The sequence below is a fragment of the Rhizobium sp. 11_C7_N12_5 genome (assembly GCF_051811145.1).
GTDB lineage: Bacteria > Pseudomonadota > Alphaproteobacteria > Rhizobiales > Rhizobiaceae > Rhizobium > Rhizobium lusitanum.
Genome location: NZ_JBPWPY010000004.1, coordinates 58440 through 80770, shown reverse-complemented (window position 1 = coordinate 80770; position 22331 = coordinate 58440). Strand labels below are relative to the sequence as shown.

Annotated in this window: 5 protein-coding genes; all 5 read left to right on the top strand. The window is 59.5% G+C overall.

Features of this window, described 5'->3' with window-relative positions:
* Nucleotides 1-47: 47 nt before the first annotated feature.
* The 5 genes from AB8B29_RS35460 (at nt 48) to AB8B29_RS35440 (ending at nt 22331) form a co-directional block, all read left to right on the top strand.
* Nucleotides 48-1991, top strand: a complete 1944-nt coding sequence (locus AB8B29_RS35460) for a DUF3857 domain-containing protein (protein WP_439007210.1) — start codon at nt 48-50, stop codon at nt 1989-1991.
* A gap of 629 nt (nt 1992-2620) precedes the next feature.
* Entirely contained in the window at nt 2621-3220 is a 600-nt protein-coding gene (locus tag AB8B29_RS35455) for an invasion associated locus B family protein (RefSeq protein ID WP_439007208.1), read from the top strand.
* A 16-nt stretch (nt 3221-3236) separates the two neighbouring features.
* Nucleotides 3237-5012: a ShlB/FhaC/HecB family hemolysin secretion/activation protein gene (locus AB8B29_RS35450; RefSeq protein ID WP_439007207.1), complete on the top strand. Its 1776-nt coding sequence runs from the start codon at nt 3237-3239 to the stop codon at nt 5010-5012.
* A 5-nt stretch (nt 5013-5017) separates the two neighbouring features.
* Nucleotides 5018-5611 (top strand): hypothetical protein, encoded by a 594-nt coding sequence (locus AB8B29_RS35445; RefSeq protein WP_439007205.1) that lies wholly within the window; start codon nt 5018-5020, stop codon nt 5609-5611.
* Nucleotides 5612-5699: 88 nt separating this feature from the next.
* On the top strand, nt 5700-22331 hold the full coding sequence (locus AB8B29_RS35440; protein ID WP_439007204.1) for a two-partner secretion domain-containing protein: 16632 nt from the start codon (nt 5700-5702) through the stop codon (nt 22329-22331).

Below are 22331 nucleotides of genomic sequence, written 5' to 3'. Positions count from 1 at the left end.
CACTCCAAACGGTGCGGCTATCGCTTTCAAACACGAGGGCTATTTCAATGAATGGCAGTTTGTTCCAGCTATATAATTGCGTGCATGGCAAGTGGATGGTTAGACCCGTTCTTCGCGCGCTCTGCGCCGCAACAAATCTGCTGATGCTGAGCAATGTGGTATGCGCCGGCCAGTTCCCGGAGCGGGTCGAAAGTCTCCATTACGAAGTCTCGAAGGACTACTCTTACAAGTTGACGATGGTGATTGACGCTTTCGTGCAAAAGCAGGCGCAGGTGAAGGATGCATCGCAATTGGCGATGACTTACGATCCTGGCGGCATTTCCTTCCACTTCGTGAACGGCTGGGTCGAAGGCGCCGATGGTGTTCGTCAAAAGCCGACTGGTGATGCCATTTTTACTCGCCCGAGTGCCGCCGCGCGCAATGCGCCGGGATTTGTGTCGTCGGTGACCACGACGATCGTCATGCCCAAGGTCACGATCGGCAGTCATGTTCACTATGAGATCGAGGAGGCAGCATCGAAGAAGCCGCTGACGGGCTTCAATGCGTCTGCCTGGCTCAATCCGTTCCAAAACGCCAGTGAGCATGTCGTGATCGACATCCCTGCCGCTCTTCCCCTTGCCGTCGCGAGCCAAGGCGGCTTTGTCGTTTCCGACACAACGACGAACGGCATGCGCCATATCGTTGCGGATGCGCACTTACAAGACGTCTCGGCACGAGACAAGGAACCGCATATGGCCTCGCTTGTAGAGTTCGAGCCGCTGTTTCTTGCCACATCGTTGCACAATTACGAGGAACTCGGCTCAATCTACTATCGTCTGAACAAGGATAAGTCCGCCGTTACGCCGGAAATTGACGTGCTTGCCAAGCATGTCGTCGGGGACCGCAAAGGAATTGATGCGGCGCGCGCAATCTACGACTGGACCGCCCGGAACATCCGCTACCTCGCAGTCTCCGTGAGCGATGACGACGGCTGGGAGTCACACTCTGCGGCAACGGTTTTGAAGAATGGCTATGGTGACTGCAAAGACCATGTAACCTTGATGCAAGCGCTACTTGCCGCTGAGGATATTCGCTCTGAGCCCGCCTTGATTGACTGGAGTGATCGGGCTAGGGCGCTCCCGCTCTGGTCACCCTATGAGATCAACCATGCGATCATCTATCTTCCAGATTTCGACACCTTCGCCAATCCGACAAGCCCCTTCACACCGTTCGGTGTGCTCGACCAGGGGCTGAGCGGTAAACTGGCCATCATGGCCGGAGAGCACTCTGAGGTCCGTCATACACCTGAACTCACGCCGGCAACGGCACAATTCGTCACGGAAGGTGCTATCCACATCACTGCAGACGGAACCGTGAGTGGCGAGGCGACGGCGACGATGTCACCGAGTATCGAGGAAAGTCTTCGATCCGGACTGCAGGATCCAGACGAAAGCAATCGGCGCATGGATCGGAAGCTTCGCGAGACGCCTGAAGGTGGCTTCGGCCGATTGGATACGAGCGACGCTTACGACACAGATCATCCGTTCAAACTGACTATGGATTGGCATAGCCCATATGGAATCAATCCAGAAGCTGGGGCCTTCGTTTTGCCCTCGCCACCCAATTTCGATTCGATGGATGCGCTGAGGGCATTTCTAAGCAGAGATGGCCGGCGGCATACGCCGCTAGCGCTGCCCGTCCGTGATCTCAATTGGAACTATAGTGTAGCGCTCCCCTCGGAACTCACGATTGCGGCCGCTCCTAAAGATGTCGACGTTCGCAATGAAGTCGGCTCTTACACAGCGATATACGAGAAAGAGGAGGAGCGCCTTGTCGTTCATCGACGACTGGTCCTGCAACTCAAAGAATTGACAGCCGGATCCTACTCAGACCTTGAACGGCTGATTTACGCGGCGCAGAACGACTTTACCGCAATTGTCATGATGAGCGCTACACAAACCAAAGCCCAACCCAAAGAAGTGGATGTCGATATCGGCAAAAGCCATTCGTGACATCAACCTATGCCGCTGGCGGTTCATTTGTGTCGCGATTTCACCCAGTTTTGCATTTCGCCGTGACCCTCTAACGATATCGATATAGCAAATTCGTCAATAGGTTCACGATGACTGGATGGTTCAACGTCAAATGAAAATACGGGTAGGAACGTCGTGAAACTCCACACCCGAAGGCCATTTGCCGGCTGTCGACCTCCAACCGGGAGGTCGATCAGGCCAAGTCCTTATGTTGCCTACATAATCCCTTACGAGCGGAAATTGAAATAACGGGGCCGTAGGTTCGCATCCCTTCAAGACGAGACAATTTTATTTAATTGCTGAACGTGGGTGTTGCAGATTTTACACGCATATCTAAAAACGAGCGTGTGAATCGCCCATGTGCTCGCTACTTTTCGCTGTACTTTTTTAGAAATCTGCTATTGAGCAGATCAGGCCCATGATCGGCTGCGCCACCCTGTGGTGAATCTTCCTGAATTTTGACCGACATGCCGATTGAGCAAGGAACGCCTTGCGCAAGCGAATGGCTTTGACTTTGGGTAATTTGTATGTCCCCCGCCAATAAGACCCTTTTCCTCAAGACTCTGACTTCAGCAGTTTTTCTTTCTTCGACGTTGTTTGCTTTCCCAATGATGGCGCAGGAACAGCCCGCTGCGGCGGCTGCCAACACGCCGTCCAGCGTCGGTTCTGCTCAGAGCGCGGCCCCTCAAACAGAAGAACAAAAGCCAGCGCCGCAGGCTCGGGTTCAGAAATTTGACGACTGGTACTATCGCTGCATCGATGCGAAAGCCGCGGACGGCTCGTCAACGACGAGCTGCGAGGTCGCGCAGATTGCGACAGTCAAGCAGGGCGACCAGGACGTCAACATCCTGACGCTAGCCGTCGCAAAGGCGCCGACTCCCACAGCAACAGACAAGAAGGCAACGAAGCAGCCTGCAAACGAGCTGGTTCTGACGACGCTCGTGCCGCTCAACATGTATCTGCCCGCTGGCATCAGCATCGATGCGGGTGACAAGCCGGTCGTACAGCTGGGCTATCGCAACTGCAATCAGACGGGCTGCTGGGCACAGCAGAAGCTGGATGCAAAGATGGTTGCCGCCCTTGCTAAAGCGACCGACGGTATCGGCCATGTGCAGATGATGAATGGCCAGAAGGTCAACATCAAATTCTCACTCAAGGGTCTCTCCACCGCTCTCGATGCCCTGCAGAAACCTGCCTCCAAGCAATAGGCGGTAGGAACAGCTCATGATCCTGGCTTTGAGGCTGGCTGCTCTGCGGTTCGGCCAAGGCTTCTCTAAGTTGCGTCTCGTCGCGCCGCTTGCGGTCGCATTGTTGCCGGCAATCCTGGTCCCGCATCAGGTTGTTGCGCAGCAATCGCCGAGCGATGATTTCGCGCGGCGTCAGGCGCAGGAAGCGGAACAGCAGCGGCTGAAGAGCTTGGGCCAGATGACGCCGAAGCCGTTTCCAGCCAAGGCGCAGCAGCCGGCGGACGGCAGCAGCAAGACCGGTCCGTGCTTTGCCATCACCCATATCGAGGTCGAAGGCGTCAAGCAGTTTTCGGCCGGCGCGATCGACAAGGTCACCGTTCCTTATGCAAACCGCTGTGTCGGCGTCGGTGAGATCAATGCGCTGCTGCGCGACCTGACGCATCTCTATCTCGACAAGGGTTTTGTGAGCTCGCGCGTCTATGTGCCGGCGCAGGATATCGCCAAGACGAAGGTGCTGCGCCTCGTCGCCGTCGAAGGCACGCTTGCCGATATCTACATCAACGGCAAGCCGCAGCCCAGTTCGGGCGTGCTTGCCACGGCCTTTCCCGGCATGAAGGGTGAGATCACCAATCTGCGCGATATCGAGCAGGGCCTCGACCAGATCAATCGTCTCACCTCCAACAACGCCAAGACGGCGATGTTGCCGGGGAAAACGGACGGCACCTCGATCCTCAACATCGAGAACAAGCCCAGCCATCCCTGGCATCTGTCTTTAGGCAACAGCAATCTCGGCCAGGAGCAGACGGGATATTCCAAGTCGTCGCTCAATGCCGGATACGACAATCTTTTCGGCATCAACGATCAGTGGAATTTCGGCTACGAGCATACCGGCCCCGATTATCCGTGGCGCGATGATGGCCATGGTAAGAGCAACAGCTATTCCGGCAATGTCAGTGTGCCCTATGGCTATTGGACCTTTTCCGCCAATGGCTCCTGGTACGAGTATGACAGTTCCGTTCCGGGCAATTTCGGCACACTGCGCACATCCGGCGACAGCAAGCAGATCGGAATTGGCGCCGATCGCGTGATCCTGCGTGACAAGGATTCGATCACGACATTCAATAGCGGCCTGACCTACAAGGAAACCAACAATTTCCTGCTCGGCAACAAAATAGAGGTCGGCAGCCGCAAATATACCGTCGGCGATCTCGGCATCTCGCATTCGCGTCGCATGCTCGGCGGCCTCTGGGTCTTCGATCTCTCCTACAGCCAGGGGCTCAACCTCTTTGACGCCGTCGCTCCCGGTGATGCCGGGGCAGGGGATGCCGATCCCCGCTTTTCGAAGTTCACTGGCACGATCACCATGACGCGGCCCTTCGAGGTGGCGGAGCAGCACTTCGAGATCAATTCGATCGTGACCGGGCAATATTCCCCCGACAATCTATTCGGGGCCGAGCAGATCTCGGCTGGTGGTTATTCCTCCGTGCGTGGCACGCGTGAGACGATGCTTTTTGGCAATAACGGTTTCTTCGTCCGCAACGATCTCGTCTGGCGGACACAGCCTTTTGCCGAGAATGCCGAGCTTGCGAAGATCCTCGGAGAGTTCAGGCCGTATGTCGGGCTCGATTACGGCAGGATTGCACGCCAGGCCCGCTACCAGATCGCGGGTGGCGACATGCTCGGCTGGACGGTCGGCGCCAAGTTCGCCGGCGGCAATGTCAATTTCGATATGGGTTATTCGGATGTCTTTGGCGGCACGGTCAACCGCCGCGGCTCCGGGCTTCTGTTTGTCAGTACCTCAGTGAGATGGTGAGTAACGTGTCGACAATTGTATTCAAAAATACACCTAAGCGGTTTGTGCACAGCGTGAAGATGCTTGCGGTTTTCGCGGTGGCGGCGATTGTCAGCGCCTGCCAGACGGTGGACCCACGACTGGTGACGGCATTGCGGAGTTCGTCCGTCACGCAGATTCAGCTCGAGACGGCTCCGGATGTCAACATGGGCGGTTTCTTTGACAGGAAGAAGCCCGATCCGCAGCTGTCGAAGGTGGTACAGACCCTCGAGACTTCGCTAAATCGTGAACTTAAAGGTCTGCCCGGTGGGAAAACACCCGCAAAGCTTATCGTGACACTGGGCATGGTGGATCTCGCCAGCAACGCCGGCCGTATCATCCTGGACAACGCCAGCAGTATGTCGGGATCAGTCCGCCTTCAGGACGCAAAGACTGGGCGTCTGATAGCCGAAACGACTGTCTCTGTTTCGGAGAAGGGCATGCGCGGTGGAGGGAACATCGGCGTCTTCGTCGCCATGGCAGTTAACGCTGCACAGGTTTCCCAGAGGAAGGATGCTCTCGCCCATGAACTCTCCGACCAGTTCGTCCGCAACGTAAAGACGTGGCTCATGCAGAAATAACAAATTCTGTCGTCGCAAGGGACAGCCGATAACGGCAAGACCACAGTGCCAGGAAGTGGACGGGAAGATGAGCAACGGAAGATACGGATTGTCGAAAAAGATTGATCAACTGGGTCGACTCACCCGGCAATCGCTTGCGACGGTGCTGAGTGCGTTGCTCGTCTTCCAGCCGATGCTGGCGAATGCGCAATCTGTCTCCGCTGCTGGATCGGCGCCTGCAGCCAATCAGCCTGGCGTCGGTGCTGCCCCGAACGGCGTGCCGCTGATCGATATCGTGACGCCGAATGCGAGCGGCCTGTCGCACAACAAATACGACAATTTCAATGTCGGCACACAGGGTCTGATTCTCAACAATTTCAAGGGCGAGGTCGGCACCTCGAGCCTCGGCGGCGTCACACCAGGCAATCCCAATCTGAACACCTCCAATCCCGCTTCCGTCATTCTCAACGAGGTTACCTCAGGCAATCGGTCGGCGCTCAATGGTCCGACGGAAGTCTTCGGCGGTCGAGCCGACGTCATCATAGCGAACCCGAACGGCATCACCTGCTCGGGCTGCGGCTTCATCAACACGCCGCATGCGACGCTGACGACCGGCGTTCCCAATATCGGTGGCGATGGCAGCCTGACCGGATTCACCGTCAATGGTGGCGACGTCACCTTCGAGGGGGCAGGGGGCAATTTTGCAGCTGCTCCCGGTTCCGTGGATCTGTTCGATGTCGTCTCCCGCAATATCCACATCAATGCGCCCCTTTACGGCAAGGCCATCCGGCTGACGGGCGGCGCCAGCCAATACAACTATGCCACTGGCGAAGCCACAGCACTGACTGCCACCTCTGGCACACCAGAATATGCCATTGATGGTACGGCGCTTGGCGCCATGCAGGCCGACCGCATCAAGGTCGTCGTCACCGAGAAGGGCGCCGGCGTCAAAATGAGCGCCGACATGGCCGCCAATGCTGGCGAGCTGTCGCTGTCTGCGGATGGCAAGATCTCGATCGGCACTGTTTCTGGACGGGATGGTGTCTCCATCACTTCAAAACAGAAGGTCACGGCAGCCAAAGTTACCTCGCAACAGAAACTTGCTATCAGGGCTGACCAGGGGGTCACACTGCAGACGGTCGCAGCCGATAGCGACATTGTTCTGGCGAGTGGCGCTGGTCTCTTGAGCGTGTCGGGCGATGTCAACGGCCGTACAACCGTTCAAATGAGCTCGGACGGCGGGATTGCGGTCGGAAGCGTGACGGCTGGCAATGGTGTGGCAACGCTTGTCGCGACCTCTGGTGATATCGCGATCGCCGGCGCGGCCAATAGCACCGGCAACCTCAATTTGACTGCGACGGCCGGCTCGATCTCCGCCGCGTTGTTGCAGAGTAGCCAGAATATCGCCTTGAATGCCGCTCTTGGGATTGCTGTTGCCGGCAATGTGCAGGGGCAGGGTAATGTCGATGTTACCGGCCAGTCGATCTCAGCCGGCAAAGTCATCGCCGGTATCAATCTGGTGGCCACCGGCGCCGATCCGAATGGCAATGTAGTGCTCGGCGCCGCAGGCAACCTCAGCCTGACGGCAACCGGCGGCAACATCGCGACCGGTAATTTGCTGTCGGCTGGGAGCCTCAATGCGACGGCGACAAGCAATGTGACGGCCAGTAGCATCCAGTCGAGCAACGACCTCACGGTCACTGCAGCTTCGCTGACATCAAGCGGCATCACCTCGCGTGGAGCGCTTACGGTCAATACGGCAGGCGGTGGTGTTAACATCAGCGGCCAGGCTCTTGCTGCGAGCAACGTCCTGATCTCGGGTTTTGCCCTTCAGGCCGGCGCCATCGCCTCTGGCGTCGACTTTGCGGCCACTGATGTAAACGGCGGCAGCATTGTCCTCGGATCGTCGGGCACGCTCGGTTTGACCGCCACGACGGGCAATATCGTTGCCGACAAATTGCTGTCGGCCGGTGACCTGACCGTTCAGGCCGCCCTGTTGCAGGCAAACAATCTCATCAGCCACGGCAATGTTGCGATTACCGCAGGTGGTAACGCCGGTATTGGCGGCGGCGTCAGCGTCGCCAATCAATTGCTCAGTGCTGGCAATACCACAATCACTAGCAACACCGGCGGCGTTGGTGTCGGTCTTCTTGCCTCCGGCGTCGACTTCGCCGCGACCAAGGCGGCCGGCGGGAATATCGTGCTGGCGAGTGGCGGTGATCTGACGATCAACGACAGCGCCGGCGCCATCCAGGCAGGGACGGTGCTTGCAGCCGGCGCGATCAATGCCGCCGGCCAAACCATCAGCGCCGACACGATCACCGGCCAAAAGGACATCACGCTTTCCGGCGCCACCAGTGCGACGGCGGCAAGCGGTGGCGTGAAGATCACCGGCCAGGTTCTCGGCGGCGGTAATATCGGCATCACCGGTTCGAGCATTGCGGCCGACGCCATTGTCTCTGGCGTCGATATTGCCGCCACCGATGCGGCGGGCGGGCGCATCACCCTTGGCCCGACGATAACGGGAACCGGCAATCTGACATTGACGACCGCCGGCGCACTGAGCGCCGGAACGCTGTTATCTTCGGGCGATCTTGATGCCAGCGGTGCAACGATCACCGCCGGCAATATCTCTGCCCATCACGACATGACGCTTGGCGGCGTAATCAGCGTCAGCGGCCAGATCCTCGGTGCCGGCAATGTAGCGACCTTTGGCCCGAGTCTTTCCGCGCAGGCTGTTGTCGCCGGAATCGACTTTGGTGCTACCGACGCCGGCAACGGCAAAATCACCCTCGGCCAAAGCGGTGATCTGACTGTATCGGTTAATGGTGCGGTGACCTCGCCAACCATACAGGCAGCCGGCGCGCTGAATGTCAGCGGCACCTCCGTCTCCGCAGATTCGATCATCGGCTATAAGAACATCAGCCTTTCTGGCGCCACCACCGTCAACAACCAGATCCTCGGCGGCGGCAATGTCGGCGTTTCCGGGCCGAGCATCATGGCTGGTGCCGTCGTCTCCGGTGTCGATTTTGCCAGGACTGCTGCCGCCAATGGCAACATCGCGCTCGCCAGCACTGGGGACCTGACGCTTTCGGCCTCAAGCGCACTCGACGCCATCTCGCTTCTGTCGGCCGGCGATCTCAGTGCGACCGGTTCGAGCGTTACGACGAACAGTGTGACTGCCCATGGTGACATGACGCTCGGTGGCGCAATCAGCGTGACACAGCAAATTCTTGGGTCCGGCAATGTGCTGATCAGCGGCCAAAGTTTGTCAGCACAAACTCTCGTCGCTGGTATCGACTTTAACGCCACCAATGCCGCCGGTGGCAATATCGTGCTCGGGCAGGCCGCGACGATTGCAGGCAATCACGCTGGTGCTTTGAAGGTCACGGTCGATGGCACTGTCACGGCGCCGACCATACAGGCCGCCGGTGTGATCGATGTCCGTGGTACCTCTATAACCGCCGACGCGATTACTGGTCATAAGGACATTACCGTTTCCGGCGCCACCACCGTAACCAACCAGGTTCTCGGCGGAGACAACATCAATATCTCTGGGCCTAGCATCAAGGCCGGTACTGTCGTTTCCGGCGTTGACTTCGCCGCTACGGCCGCTTCCGCCGGCGGCATTGCGCTCACCAGCAGTGGCGATTTAACACTTGCTTCGACCGGAAACATCAATACTGGCACCTTGCTTTCCGCGGGCAATCTGAATGTGTCCGGCGCGGCGATCGCTGCCGACAAGATCACGGCGCACAACGACATGACGCTCAGTGGTGCGATCAACGTCAACAGCCAGATCCTCAGCTCTGGCAACGTGCGGATCAGCGGCCAGAACTTGTCGGCACAGACACTTGTCGCTGGCATCGACTTTAGCGCCACCAATGCCGCTGGAGGCAACATCGTCCTTGGCCAGTCTGGCGACCTGAAGGTCACAGCCGGTGGTGCCGTGGCGGCATCAACGATACAGGCAGCCGGTGCCATCGATGTCAGTGGTACATCTCTCACCGCAGATTCGATCACCGGCCACAAGAATATCACCCTTTCCGGCACGGCAGCCGGTGGTGTTAATGTTGCCAATCAGGTGCTTGGCGGAGGCAACGTCGGCATCTCCGGCTCGAGCATCAAGGCCAGTGCGATTATCTCCGGCGTCGATTTCGCCGCCACGGCTGCGGCCAACGGCCATATCGTTCAGACGGCAAGCGGTGACATGTCCCTGACGTCGCCAGGCGCCATCAGCGCCGGCACGTTGCTCTCGGCCGGCAATCTGAACGCTTCCGGATCGACCGTTGCCACCGACAGGATTACAGCGCATCACGACATGACGCTCGGAGGCGCGATCAACGTCAGCGGCCAGATCCTTGGCGCTGGCAATGTTTTCATTAGCGGGCAAAGCCTGTCGGCGCAGACCGTTGTTGCCGGCCTCGATTTCAATGCTACGGATGCCGCCGGCGGCAACATCGTCCTCGGACCAAGCGGTGATCTGACTGTATCGGTCAGCGGCGCGGTGACAGCGCCAACCATACAAGCAGCCGGCGTGCTCAATGTCAGCGGTACGTCCGTTACGGCAGATTCGATCACCGGCCACAAGAATATCACCCTTTCCGGCACGGCAGCCGGCGTTGATGTCACCAATCAGGTGCTTGGTGGTGGTAGCGTTGGCATCTCCGGCTCAAGCATCAAGGCCGGTGCGGTTATCTCCGGCGTTGATCTCGCTGCGACGGCTGCCTCTGGTGGCGGCATCGTGCTCGCTAACGGCGGTGATCTCAGCCTTGTCTCGTCCGGCAACATCAATGCCGGCACCTTGCTCTCGGCTGGCGGTCTCAGTGCTGCAGGAATCGCCGTCGATGCCAGTGCTGTGACCGCTCATGGCGACATGACGCTTGCGGGAGCGATCAGCGTCAGTGGCCAAATCTTGGGCGCCGGCAATGTCCTGATCAGCGGGCAGAGCCTGTCGGCACAGACGCTTGTCGCCGGCATCGACTTTAGCGCCACCAATGCCGCTGGAGGCAACATCGTCCTTGGCCAGTCTGGCGACCTGAAGGTCACGGCCAGTGGTGCCGTAGCAGCACCGACGATACAGGCAGCCGGCGCGATCGATGTCAGCGGTACATCTCTCACGGCAGATTCGATCTCCGGTCACAGGAGTATCACCCTCGCAGGTACGGCTGCCGGTGGTGTTGGTATCACCAGCCAAGTCCTTGGCGGCGGTAACGTCAGCATCTCCGGGCCGAGCATCAAGGCCGGCGCCATCGTTTCTGGTGTCGACTTCGCCAGGACTGCGGCCGGCAATGGCAATATCGTGCTCGCCAGCAGCGGCGATCTCACGCTTGCCTCGCCCGGTGTCGTCAATGTCAGTACACTGTTGTCCGCTGGTAGTCTCAACACAACTGGTTCGGTCATCACGGTCGATGCGGTTACCGCGCATGGCAATATCGCGCTCGACGGCGCCATAAGCGTTGCCAGCCAGATTCTTGGCGCCGGCAACGTGCTGATCTCGGGCCAGAGTTTGTCGGCACAGACCCTCATTGCCGGTATCGACTTCGATGCGACCAACAGGGCTAACGGTAACATCGTCCTTGGTCAGACCGGGGACCTGACGGTCTCAGTTAGTGGCGCCGTGGCGGCGCCGACGATACAGGCGGCAGGCGCCATCGATGTGAGCGGCGCGACCATCAATGCCAATGCGGTTACCGGCCACCGGAACATGACCTTGTCCGGCGCAACCACCATCACCAATCAAGTCCTTGGCGGCGGCAACATCAGCATCTCGGGTCCAGGCATCAAGGTCGGGACCGTGGTTTCCGGCGTCGATTTCGTCGGAACCGCAGCCGCCAATGGCAACATCGTTCAGGCGGCTAGCGGCGACCTGACACTTGCCTCGGCCGGCAACATCAGCGCCGGCACATTGCTGTCGGCCGCCAGCGTCAGCGCCAGTGGAGCAGCCGTCATTGCCGATGCCGTTACTGCGCATGGCAATGCAACGCTCAAAGGCGCAATCACCATCAGAGGGCAGATCCTTAGCGCCGGCAACGTATTGATCACCGGCCAGAGCCTGTCAGCGCAGACCCTGGTCGCTGGCATCGATTTCGACGCCACCAATGCCGGCGGCGGCAATATCGTCCTTGGCCAGGCCGCAACGGTTGCAGGCAATCGCGCTGGCGATTTGACCGTGTCGGTGAACGGCGCCGTCGCGGCGCCGACCGTACAGGCTGCCGGCGTCATCGACCTCAGCGGCGGGTCCATCGCAGCAGCTTCGATCACCGGTCACAAGGATATTACCCTTTCCGGCGCGGCAGCCGGTGGCGTCGCTATTACGAACCAATTGCTCGGCGGCGGTGACGTCTCGATCTCTGGTACGAGCATCAAGGCCGGTACTGTGGTCTCGGGCGTCGATTTCGCCGCAACGGCAGCTGCCAATGGGAACATTGTGCAGACAACAAGTGGCAACCTGACGCTTGCCTCGACCGGCAATATCCACGCTGGAACACTGCTATCGGCCGGTAATCTCAGTGGCGCCGGCTCGATCGTCAGCGCTGATAGCGTGACGGGGCATGGCGATGTTACGCTCAATGGCGCAACGATGGTCAACGGCCAGATTCTTGGGTCCGGCAACGTATCGATCATGGGCCAGAGTCTGTCCGCCCAAACGATCGTCTCCGGCATCAATTTCGACGCCACCAATGCTGCCGGCGGCAATATCGTCCTCGGCCAGAGCGGTGATCTGAAGGTAACTGTCAGTGGTGGCATTGCGGCCTCGACTGGACAGGCTGCCGGTACCATCGACGCGAGCGGTGCGACCATTGCCGCCAATGCCATCACCGCTCGCAAGGATATCACTCTTTCCGGAACCGCAGTCGGAGGCGTGAATGTCGCCAATCAAATCCTCGGCGGAGGCAATGTTGCCATCTCGGGCTCCGGCATCAAGGCCGGCGCCATTGTTTCCGGCGTGGATTTCGCCAGAACTGCCGCCGCCAACGGCAATATCCTGCTTGCCAGCAGCGGCGATCTGACGCTTGCCTCTTCCGGAAATATCGACACCGGCTCGCTGCTCTCGGCTAGCGCTCTTTCGGCCAGCGGCGCGACCGTGAATGCGGACGCCGTCACGGCACACGGCGCTGTCACGCTCAATGGTACCACGACCATAAGCGGCCAGGTCCTCAGCGCCGGCAACATGCTGATCACAGGCCGGAGCCTTTCAGCCCAGACGGTTGTCGCCGGTATCGACTTCGCTGCTACCAACGCGTCTGGCGGCAATATCGTTCTTGGCCAAACTGGGGATCTGACGGCTCGGCTCAGCGGCGGGCTCTCCGCATCGACGATGGAGGCCGCCGGCGCCATCAACGTCAATGCCGCCGCTGTGACGGCCGATACCGTCACTGGTCACAACGATACTATCCTTTCCGGCGCCACAAAAGTCAGCGGGCAGATCCTCAGCGGTGGCAACGTCGGTATTTCCGGATCAAGCATCGTGGCAGGCGCCATCGTCTCCGGTGTCGACTTCGCCGGAACGGCCGCCGCCAACGGCAACATCGTCCAGATGGCGAGCGGCGATGTTTCGCTGACCTCCACCGGTAATCTCACCATCGGCACAGTGTTGACGGCGAGCAATCTGACCGCAAAGGCGGTTGACCTGACAGCCAGCAGCATTACCAGCCATGGTAAGACCGACTTGAAGACCAGCGGCCGCGTGAATGTGAGCGGCCAGGTGTTGTCGGCCGGTAATCTCAGCATCGACGGCGCCAGCCTCAACGCGGGTCTCCTGATCTCCGGTGTCGATTTCGCGGCAACGAATAGGAGCGGTGGCAACATCGTCCTCGGCCCATCCGGCGCCATGAACCTCGCCGTTTCCGGCGATGCCGCAGCCGGCACGATCCTGTCGGCGGGTGACTTCACGGCGAATGCTGCCAATCTGCAGGGAGCCAGCATCACCAGCCACGGCAAAGTGGGCATTGTCGGTAGCCTCGATATCAGCAACCAGGTTCTTGCTGCCGGCGACATCGCCGTCAATGGCGGCAGCATCAGTGCACCCACCCTGATCTCCGGTATCGACTTTGCCGCCACCAATGCGGCTGGCGGCAATATCGTACTGGCGCAATCTGGCGCCATGGACCTTACGGCGACGGGCAATGTTACCTCCCAGACCATCCTTTCCGCTGGAGACATCACGGCGAATGCGGCTGATCTCATTGCCGGCAGCATCACGGTTCATGGCAATGCTGGCATTGTCGGCAATGTCGATGTCAATAACCAGATCATTGCCGCTGGCAATCTTACGGTCAGCGGCGGTCATATCAACGCGCCCGTCCTGATCTCCGGCATCGACTTTGCTGCCACCAATGCCGCGGGCGGCGGTATTGTGCTCGGAGCTGCCGCAACGATTGCAGGCAATCGCGCTAGCGATATGAATCTGACCGCGTCTGCTGGCGTCACCACGCAGACCATGCTGTCTGCCGGCGCAATCGACGTCAGCGGTACCACCATCGCGGCCAACGCTATTACCGGGCATGGCGACATCACCCTTGCCGGCAGCAACAGCGTCAATGTGACCGGCCAGCTCCTCGGTGCTGGCAACGTTTTTCTTTCCGGCCCGACCGTCCAGCTGGGCCAAGCTGTTACCGGAGTCGATTTCGCCGCCACCGCGCACTCAGCTAACGGCGCTATCGCTCTCGGACCAAGCGGCGACCTAGTCATCAATGCGGTAAGCGCTAGCGCGGGTACGCTGATCATCGCAGGCAGTCTCAACGTTGCGGCGAGCGCGTTTGCGGGCGGCAACATCACAAGTCACGGCGCGGTCTCGATCGGCTCGTCCACCACTCCTGGCGCTGTCAAGATCAGCGGCCAGCTCCTCGGCGCAAGCGGTGTCTTGATTACCGGCTCTGCTATCAGCGGCAATGTCATCGCGGCCGGCGTCGATTTCGCGGCGACGGACCAATCGGGAGCCGGTAATGTCATCCTTGGCCAGGCTGGCGACCTCTCGCTCACCGCCACGGCCGGCGACATCTCTTTCAACAGCCTGCTTGCTGCGGGGACCATTACCGCCAACGCATCAAACAATGTCAGCGCCACTGCCGTTGCCCATGGCGACCTGACCATTGGCGCTGGTAACGCGATCACGTTGAGTGGCCAATCGCTGGGCACCGGCAACGTCAACCTCAACGCCCGGTCTATCACGATCGACACGCTGGTCTCCGGCGTCGACTTTGCCGCCACCAATGCATCATCCAATGGCAGCCTGATGCTGCGGCGCGCCGGCACGATGACGCTTGCCGCTTCCAATGGCAGCGTCAGCGCGAACTCATTGCTCTCGGGCGGTAATCTTTCCGCCACCGCCACCCAAAATATCGGCTATAACAGCCTGCAGAGCCTGGGGAATGTCGCGCTCACGAGCCCTGGCGCCATTGCCTATACCAGCACCACGCGCGTCGGCGGTAATCTGACGCTCAACACCGGAACGCTGGATCTGTCCGGCAGCAGGGGCAGCCGGATTGCCGGCGGCGGCACGTTGATCGTCAACGCCTCCTCCGCCAATCTCTCGGGCAGCAATCTTGTCTTCGGTGGCCTGACCCTCAATCTGTCGGGGAATGCTGATCTTTCGAATGCACAGGTCAGCACCGTTACCAATGCCGGCGGCTCTGGTGACATCACTGTCTCCGCTGCAGGTCTCACGACAAACGCCAATACCGCGCTGCTAGCCGCACACGACCTGACGCTGAACTTGCCGTCGCTTGGCAATACCGGCCAGCTGGCGGCGGGCAATAATCTTACCTTCAACATTGCAGACGATTTTGCCAACACGCCGAGCGGCCTCGTCTTTGCCGGCAACAATGCCAATCTCTTCGTCGGCGGTACGCTGACCAACAACCAGGGCGCCATCCTTGCCCGCAACGGTCTTACGGTTGCAGGACCTGGCGGCGGTCAGCGCAATGGCGCGGTTGTCAATATCGCGGGCCTCATTCAGTCCAGCGGCAACATGTCGATCCTGACCAATGGTCTGACCAACACCACGACGTCTGGCCCGTCAATCCAGCGCAATGTGCAGATCTCGGACGACATCCTGCACGCTTATGATCTCATCGCTCAGTCCGGCAGCGCCACCAGTCTTGTCCACCAACTCATCTCGCAGGATCAGTTGATTAGCGGTGCCGGAGCCTCCGCGCAGATTCGCGCCGGCGGAGCGCTAACTATCAATGCCACCAACTTGACGAATGCCTACAGCTCGATCAAGTCCGACAGCAACATGCTGCTCACCGTCGCCGGCACGCTGACCAATGACGGAGCCACGCTCAATCGCATCACGCAGGTAACCTGTAGCAGCTCGACTCCGTGCCAATATTATCCCGACAAAGCGGTTGAGACGACGACGCTGAACTGCAGCGGACCCAACCGTCCCTGCATCGAAAACACCACGACAACCTATGTGCCCAACCCCAACGGCACGCGCGATCCCTCGAGGGACTTGAACCCTGGCACGACCGTTACCGGCGTTGCAGCGATTGGTGCGATCTCCGGCGTTATCCAGGCACGCGGAGGCCTTACCATCAATGGCGGCGGCGCGGTCAACAATGTCGCCTCCAACGGTTCCATCGCAGGTCAGGTCGCAATTGACGCTGCCGCGACCGCCAACAATCCGCTCGGCGCCCTCAACAGCATGACGGCTGGCGGCGCCCTGTTCAATGTCAGCGCGGCGCTTTCAGGTGTTGCGGCTAATGGTGGAGCCAGCGCGAGCAGCGGCCCGTCGCTTGCAGGGAGCGGTCCGACGATCAGTTCGGGACCGGCGATCAGCAGCGGCAATCTGCAAGCCAGCGGCGGCGCTTCGGTCAGTAGCGGCAGTTTGACGGCAAGTAATGGCGCCACGCTGAGCCACAATGGCGTAACCGCTGCGGCCGGTCCCTTGATCAACAGCAACAGCCTGACGGCCGCTGGCAATGCCAATGTCAGCGGTAACGGCCTGACGGCCGTCGGCGGCGCCTGGGTTAGCGCTAGCGGCCCAACGGCAGCTGCAGGTTCTGTGATCAACGGTGGCGGTGTGACCGCTGCGGCTGGTAGTTCGATCAGCAACAGCGGCGTTACAGCAGCAGCCGGTCCAGCGATCAACGGCAATACGCTGACAGCCGGTGGTGCTTTGGTTAGTCCGAACAGCCTCATGGGCAAGCTTACTGCCGCGATCGGCAACAGTGGCAATCTTACCCAGATCCTGCAGACGAGCGGTGCCGAGCTCGCAGCGGTAGCCAAGCCGCAATCAGGCGGCGTCGGTGGCACGGTTCCGGGCCAGGTGTTCCTGTTCGAGACACGCGCCGCCTTCCTCGATGTCTCGAAGTTTTACGGCTCGGCTTATTTCATCGACCGGGTCGGCTATACGCCGGAGACCAAGGTTCCCTTTCTGGGCGATGCCTATTTCGACAACCAGCTGATCGACGAGCAGATGCGGCAGCTGGTCGGCAACGGTCTTGGCGCCGGCTCCTTCGTTCCCGGCGATAACGCCACCGACCAGATGAAGACCCTGCTTGACAATGGCGTTGATTATGCCGCGGCGAATGGTCTTGCTCTGGGGCAGGCGCTCAGCCCGCAACAGGCTGCATCGCTGACCCAGTCAATGATTATCTACCAGACCGAGATCGTCGACGGCGCGCAAGTGCTCGTGCCGGTCGTTTATCTCTCGGCCGCCGATCGCGCCAAAACCACGTCCGCGGCGACCATGTCAGGCAACACGGTCAGCATCGATGCGGCAAGCGTCGACAACTCCGGCGCTATTGCTGCGGCCGACGGCATGACCGTCAACGCCAGCAGCATCAAGGCCAACGGCGGAGCCTTCCTTGCCGGCGGCAATATGAACCTCAATGCCGAAAACGGCATCACGCTTGCAGCCCAGACGATGAACATCGGCGGGCAGACCATGGTGACCGCCAATGGCGGGGTCACGGCCGGCGGCAACCTGAAAATGGATGCGGGCGCAGGCAGTCTGACGCTCAGCGGCACGAAGGTCGCCGCTGGCGGCAGCGCGCAGCTCTCCGGTCAGACAGTAACATTGGGCGCAGTCAAACAGGACAATGGCGGCGTTCAGACCCTTGCCGGCACCACGGTGACGACAGGCGGCAATCTGAGCATTGCCGGCACCAACGGCGTCAACGTCATCGCCAGTTCCGCCAAAGTCGGCGGTGACCTGTCCATCGCCTCGTCCAGCGGCACTGTCAACATTATCTCTGCCGGCGTTCAGAATACGACGGTCGACGTTAGCCGCGGCACGACTCTGACGACCACCAGCCTGACGCAGCAAGGCTCATCGCTGACAGCCGGTGGCGCCATGCTGGTGTCGGGTAATCAGGGCGTGTTGATCGGCGGCTCATCGCTTGTGGCCGGCGGCAATCTCGGCATGGTCTCGACCAACGGCAATATTGCAATCGCAGCTTCTCAGGATCAGACGACGAGCCAGTCGAAGACGATGGCAGGCTCATACAATGGTTACAAGGGCGGCCAGTCGTCCTCGACCGCCGTAACCAGCAATGGCACCTCGATTACCTCGCAAAACGGCAATGTGACAGTCCAGGCCGATACTGGCAATATCAGCGTCATCGGCTCCGATATCGCTGCAAACGGTGGCGCTGCCAACCTCGTTGCCAAGGGCGACGTCACCATCGGTGAGGCGACAGACAGCTCATCGTCATCAAGCAAGTCCGGTTCGAAGAAGGCGACTGAGGCGACGACGACGGCAGAAGGTTCGTCGATTGCGGGTCAGACGGGCGTCAATATTGCCTCCACCGGCGGCAGCGTCACGATCTCGGCATCCGACGTCACGGCCGGAGATGCCACGCATACAGCCAACGCCAACATTCAGGCCGCCGGCAACATCGTCATCGCCTCCGGCAAGAACACGGACGAGACCACTTCCGACAGCAAGAAGAGCGGCTTCCTGTCGTCGTCGAAGACCCATACCCATGCCTATGATGAGGATACCGTCGGCTCCTCCATCTCCGCCTCCGGCAATGTCAACGCCAGTGCCGGTGGAGAGGTCGTCGTCTCCGGATCCAACGTGGATGCAGGCGGTAATCTCGCGCTCTCGGGCTCGACCGTCACCATCATGGGTGCCGAGGAAGACCACGAGAGCGACAAGCAGACCAAGAAGTCCGGCATCGGCGTCGGTTCCGGCGGCGGGTTTATCTCGATCTTCGGATCGAAGGACACGAAGAGCAGCAACAGCCAGACTGACAATATCGGCTCGACACTCGCCTCCGGCGGCACGACCACGATGACGTCCACGCAAGGCGACGTCAACATCTTCGGCTCGTCGTCGCATTCGGGCGACGGCACGGTCATCTCGTCCGCGCGCGACGTCAACATCGCGCCAGGCGCGGAAGAGCAGTCTTCCTCCAGTCAGACCAAGCGCTCCGGCTTCGGCATCAACTTTTCCTCTGGCAACGGTAGTCTCTCGGTCGGCATTGGCGTCGCCAAATCCGAAGAGCAGCGTTCCAAAGACGCCAACATTAATGCCGTCAGCACACTCGACAGTGATGGCAGCATCACTATTGCCGCTAATCGCAACATCAACGATCAGTCTGGAAAAATCCTGGCCTCCGGCGCGATCGGCCTGATTGCAGGCGACAACGTCAACATGCTTTCGAGCAATGACGTTACCAATGCCTCCGAAATGCAGAAGAAGAGCTTTGCCGGTGTCAGCCTGACGGTCCAGTCGTCGCTGATCTCAGCGGGCCAGCAGGCGATGCAGGCGGGTAGCCTGCTATCCGGGGATAACAGCATCTATGGAATCGCACCTGCGGTCCTGGCAGGGGTCAACGGCTATAACGCGATCACGTCAACCAAGGCGGCCATCAAGGCCGAGCCGGATCCAAAAACCGGCCTCAAGCCCGCCGTCGCAGGAATTTCCCTGACGGCTGGCTATAGCTTCAGCGAAAGCACGCAGCAGTCGACGACCTCGATCCCGGTTCCGCCCGAGATTCGCGGGAGCTCGGTGACCATCATCGCCCAATCCGGTGACGTTGTGGGCCGCGGCGTTCAGATCAGCGCGGGTATGGGCAAAGATGGCAAGGCATCGACGACCTCCGATGATCCAAATAGCGGCAATGTGCTGATTTCGGCGGCGGGCAATGTCGATCTCGAAAGCGTCCAGGCGACCAGCGACAGCAAGAGCAGCAGCAAGTCGGGCAGCGCCAGCATCGGCGTTGCCGCAAGCATCGATGCCAGCGGCAACATCTTCAACGCCGGTCCGACCGCGAACGCCGCCTACGGTTCTGGCAAGCAGGCGGCAAGCTCGGTTACGCAGGTCAATTCGAATGTCAGCGGCACCAATACTGTTACCGTCGTCGCGGGCGATGCGCTGACACTGGCTGGCGGCGTTCTTTCCGGCAAGACGGTCAACGCAGTTGCCGCCAATGGCATCACCATCGAGAGTCGCCAAGACACGGCATTCTATGACGAGAAGTCGAAGAGCGCTACGCTGGGCATCAGCTTCGGCGGAATTAGCGGCGGCTACAATCAGGGCACGATCACCGGCGACTATGCCAACGTTTCCCAGCAGAGCGGCATCTTCGCTGGTTCCGGCGGTTATCATGTCAACACGGATGGCACCATCGATCTTAAGGGCGGCTTCATCGGCTCGAGCGCTGATCCCACCAACAACGATTTTATCGCCAATCAAATCCTCTATTCCAACATCGAAAATTCGATGTCGGCTTCGTCGAAGAGTTCCGGCTTCAGCTTGATCGGCGCAGGCATCCCGATCCCGGTTGTCGGCCAACCGGCCAAGCAGGACGATCATGGCCAGACGTTGGCGACCGTTACGCCGGGCAACTGGAACCTGACGAGTCAAACCCAGGACCTCTCCGGCCTCAATACCGATGCCTCCAAGGCCAACAGCACCGTCGATATGTTTGATATCGACAAGCTGAAAGCCCAACAACAGAGTGCCACGGCACTTTCGCAACTTGCCAATATGGCGATCGGCTCCCTTGCCAACAGAATGCAATGGGACGAAGGCAGCCCTGAGAAAATTGCCCTGCATGCCGCAGCGGCAGGCGTCATCGCACAGCTCGCCGGTGGCAACGCCGGTCAGGCCGCTGCCGCTGCAGGTGCAGAGGAACTGGCCAACGGCATACTGCAGCAAGTACTCGCCGCCAATCCCAATCTCACCGATATGCAGAAGACCGCCATCGGCGAATGGGCGGCCGCCTTCGTCGGTGCCGCGATAGGAGGCACCGGAGGCGCCGCCGCGACCCTCGACAACTTCAACTACAACTATCTCTATCATCAAGAGGCGCTGCTACGGGAGAATGCAAAGAAGCAAATCGCTAAATGTGAGGCGAGTGGCGATTGCGCAGCCGATAAAGTCGCATCCCTGAAAAACCAGGTTGCCTATTGGGATAACCTCGACACGCAACGCGATACGGCGTTGAAAGATGCTTGCACCGCGAACCGGACAAGTCCCGCGTGCGTTGCAGCCGTCACCGACGCTCTGAAGGCGGTTGAATATCTTCGCGATCCGGCGAGTCCGGAAAATCCATCCTCGATGGCGCCTGGCGGCTATGCCGACATGGAAATGCGGCTGGTGAATGGCCGTTTCGGGGGGCTGCCAGATCAGGACCTCGCCACAGCAGTCTATGCTGAGCGACTGCAGACCATCGCTTTGCTCAGCCAATATCAGGATTCAGTTCAGGCGGCGCTTAACGGTCATGTCAACCAATCGATCATCAATGCTGTTGCTGCAGTCCTAACCTATGCCGCAACCGAAGGGTTCGGGCAGAACAGGACTGTTGCCACGGGCGGAACCGCAACTGACGAAGCTGTCGCTGGCGGATGCTCATTCGATGGTTCCACGCTTGTAAGAACCGTCGACGGTTTTACCGCCATCAGCGAAATCCGGCCTGGCAAGACGTTGGTTTGGTCGCGCGACGAGCAGGGGCGTCAAGGCTACAAGCTCGTTCTAAGGCAATTCCTCGATCGGCATCCGGAGACAGTCTATTTGGCGCTGGAATCCGCTAATGGGCAGGTTACCCAGACGATTACAACGACACTGCTGCACCGTGTTTTCGCCGTCCTGCCGAATGGCGCGTCGAAGGCTGCCCAAATTGCGGTCGACGGAAAGTTCTATTCCGGTCCAATTCACAATGGTGTCTGGATTGCGGTTAAAGATCTCAAACCTGGCGACAAGATGCTGGATGACGATGGCTCATGGTCCAAGGTTGTCTCGGTGCGGGTCGAAGCAAAGCCGCTCGATGCCTATAATCTTACGGTCGCGGACTTCCACACCTACTTCGTAAAGCAAGCCGCGAACTATGACGCCAAGCCCGTTTGGGTGCACAATGTTACATGCACTGTCATTCCAAATACTATGGAGGAGAAGATCTTATTTGGTGAGATAAACCAACGAGGCCGCCTAATAGGTGCACACTCTGGCGATGTAGTATCGGATGGCAATTACGTTGTGAAAGTAGGTTCCACCAACGCGGACGGAACAATAAACGCCGCAGTGCAAATGTATGACGCGTCCGGTACTTTATCCGCCGCCAAGAACAGCACGCTATTTCCACCCGCATGGGATTATGATCAAATTCTCACGGCGATCAAGCAAGTGGGCGATGGACCAACAATTTCAACAAGACAGACCGATGGAGCTACATTGCATCAAGGATCGGTAGATGGAGTAGCGATTACGGTTATCAAAAATGGCAATGCGGTCACGGCAGGGTATCCTACTGGTGGCAACACGACTCCTCCAGGCGGATTTTAG

Excerpts from the sequence above, each read along its gene's own strand:
- AB8B29_RS35450 (WP_439007207.1), top strand. The coding sequence starts at position 3,237 with ATGATCCTGGCTTTGAGGCTGGCTGCTCTGCGGTTCGGCCAAGGCTTC.
- AB8B29_RS35460 (WP_439007210.1), top strand. The coding sequence starts at position 48 with ATGAATGGCAGTTTGTTCCAGCTATATAATTGCGTGCATGGCAAGTGG.
- AB8B29_RS35455 (WP_439007208.1), top strand. The coding sequence starts at position 2,621 with ATGATGGCGCAGGAACAGCCCGCTGCGGCGGCTGCCAACACGCCGTCC.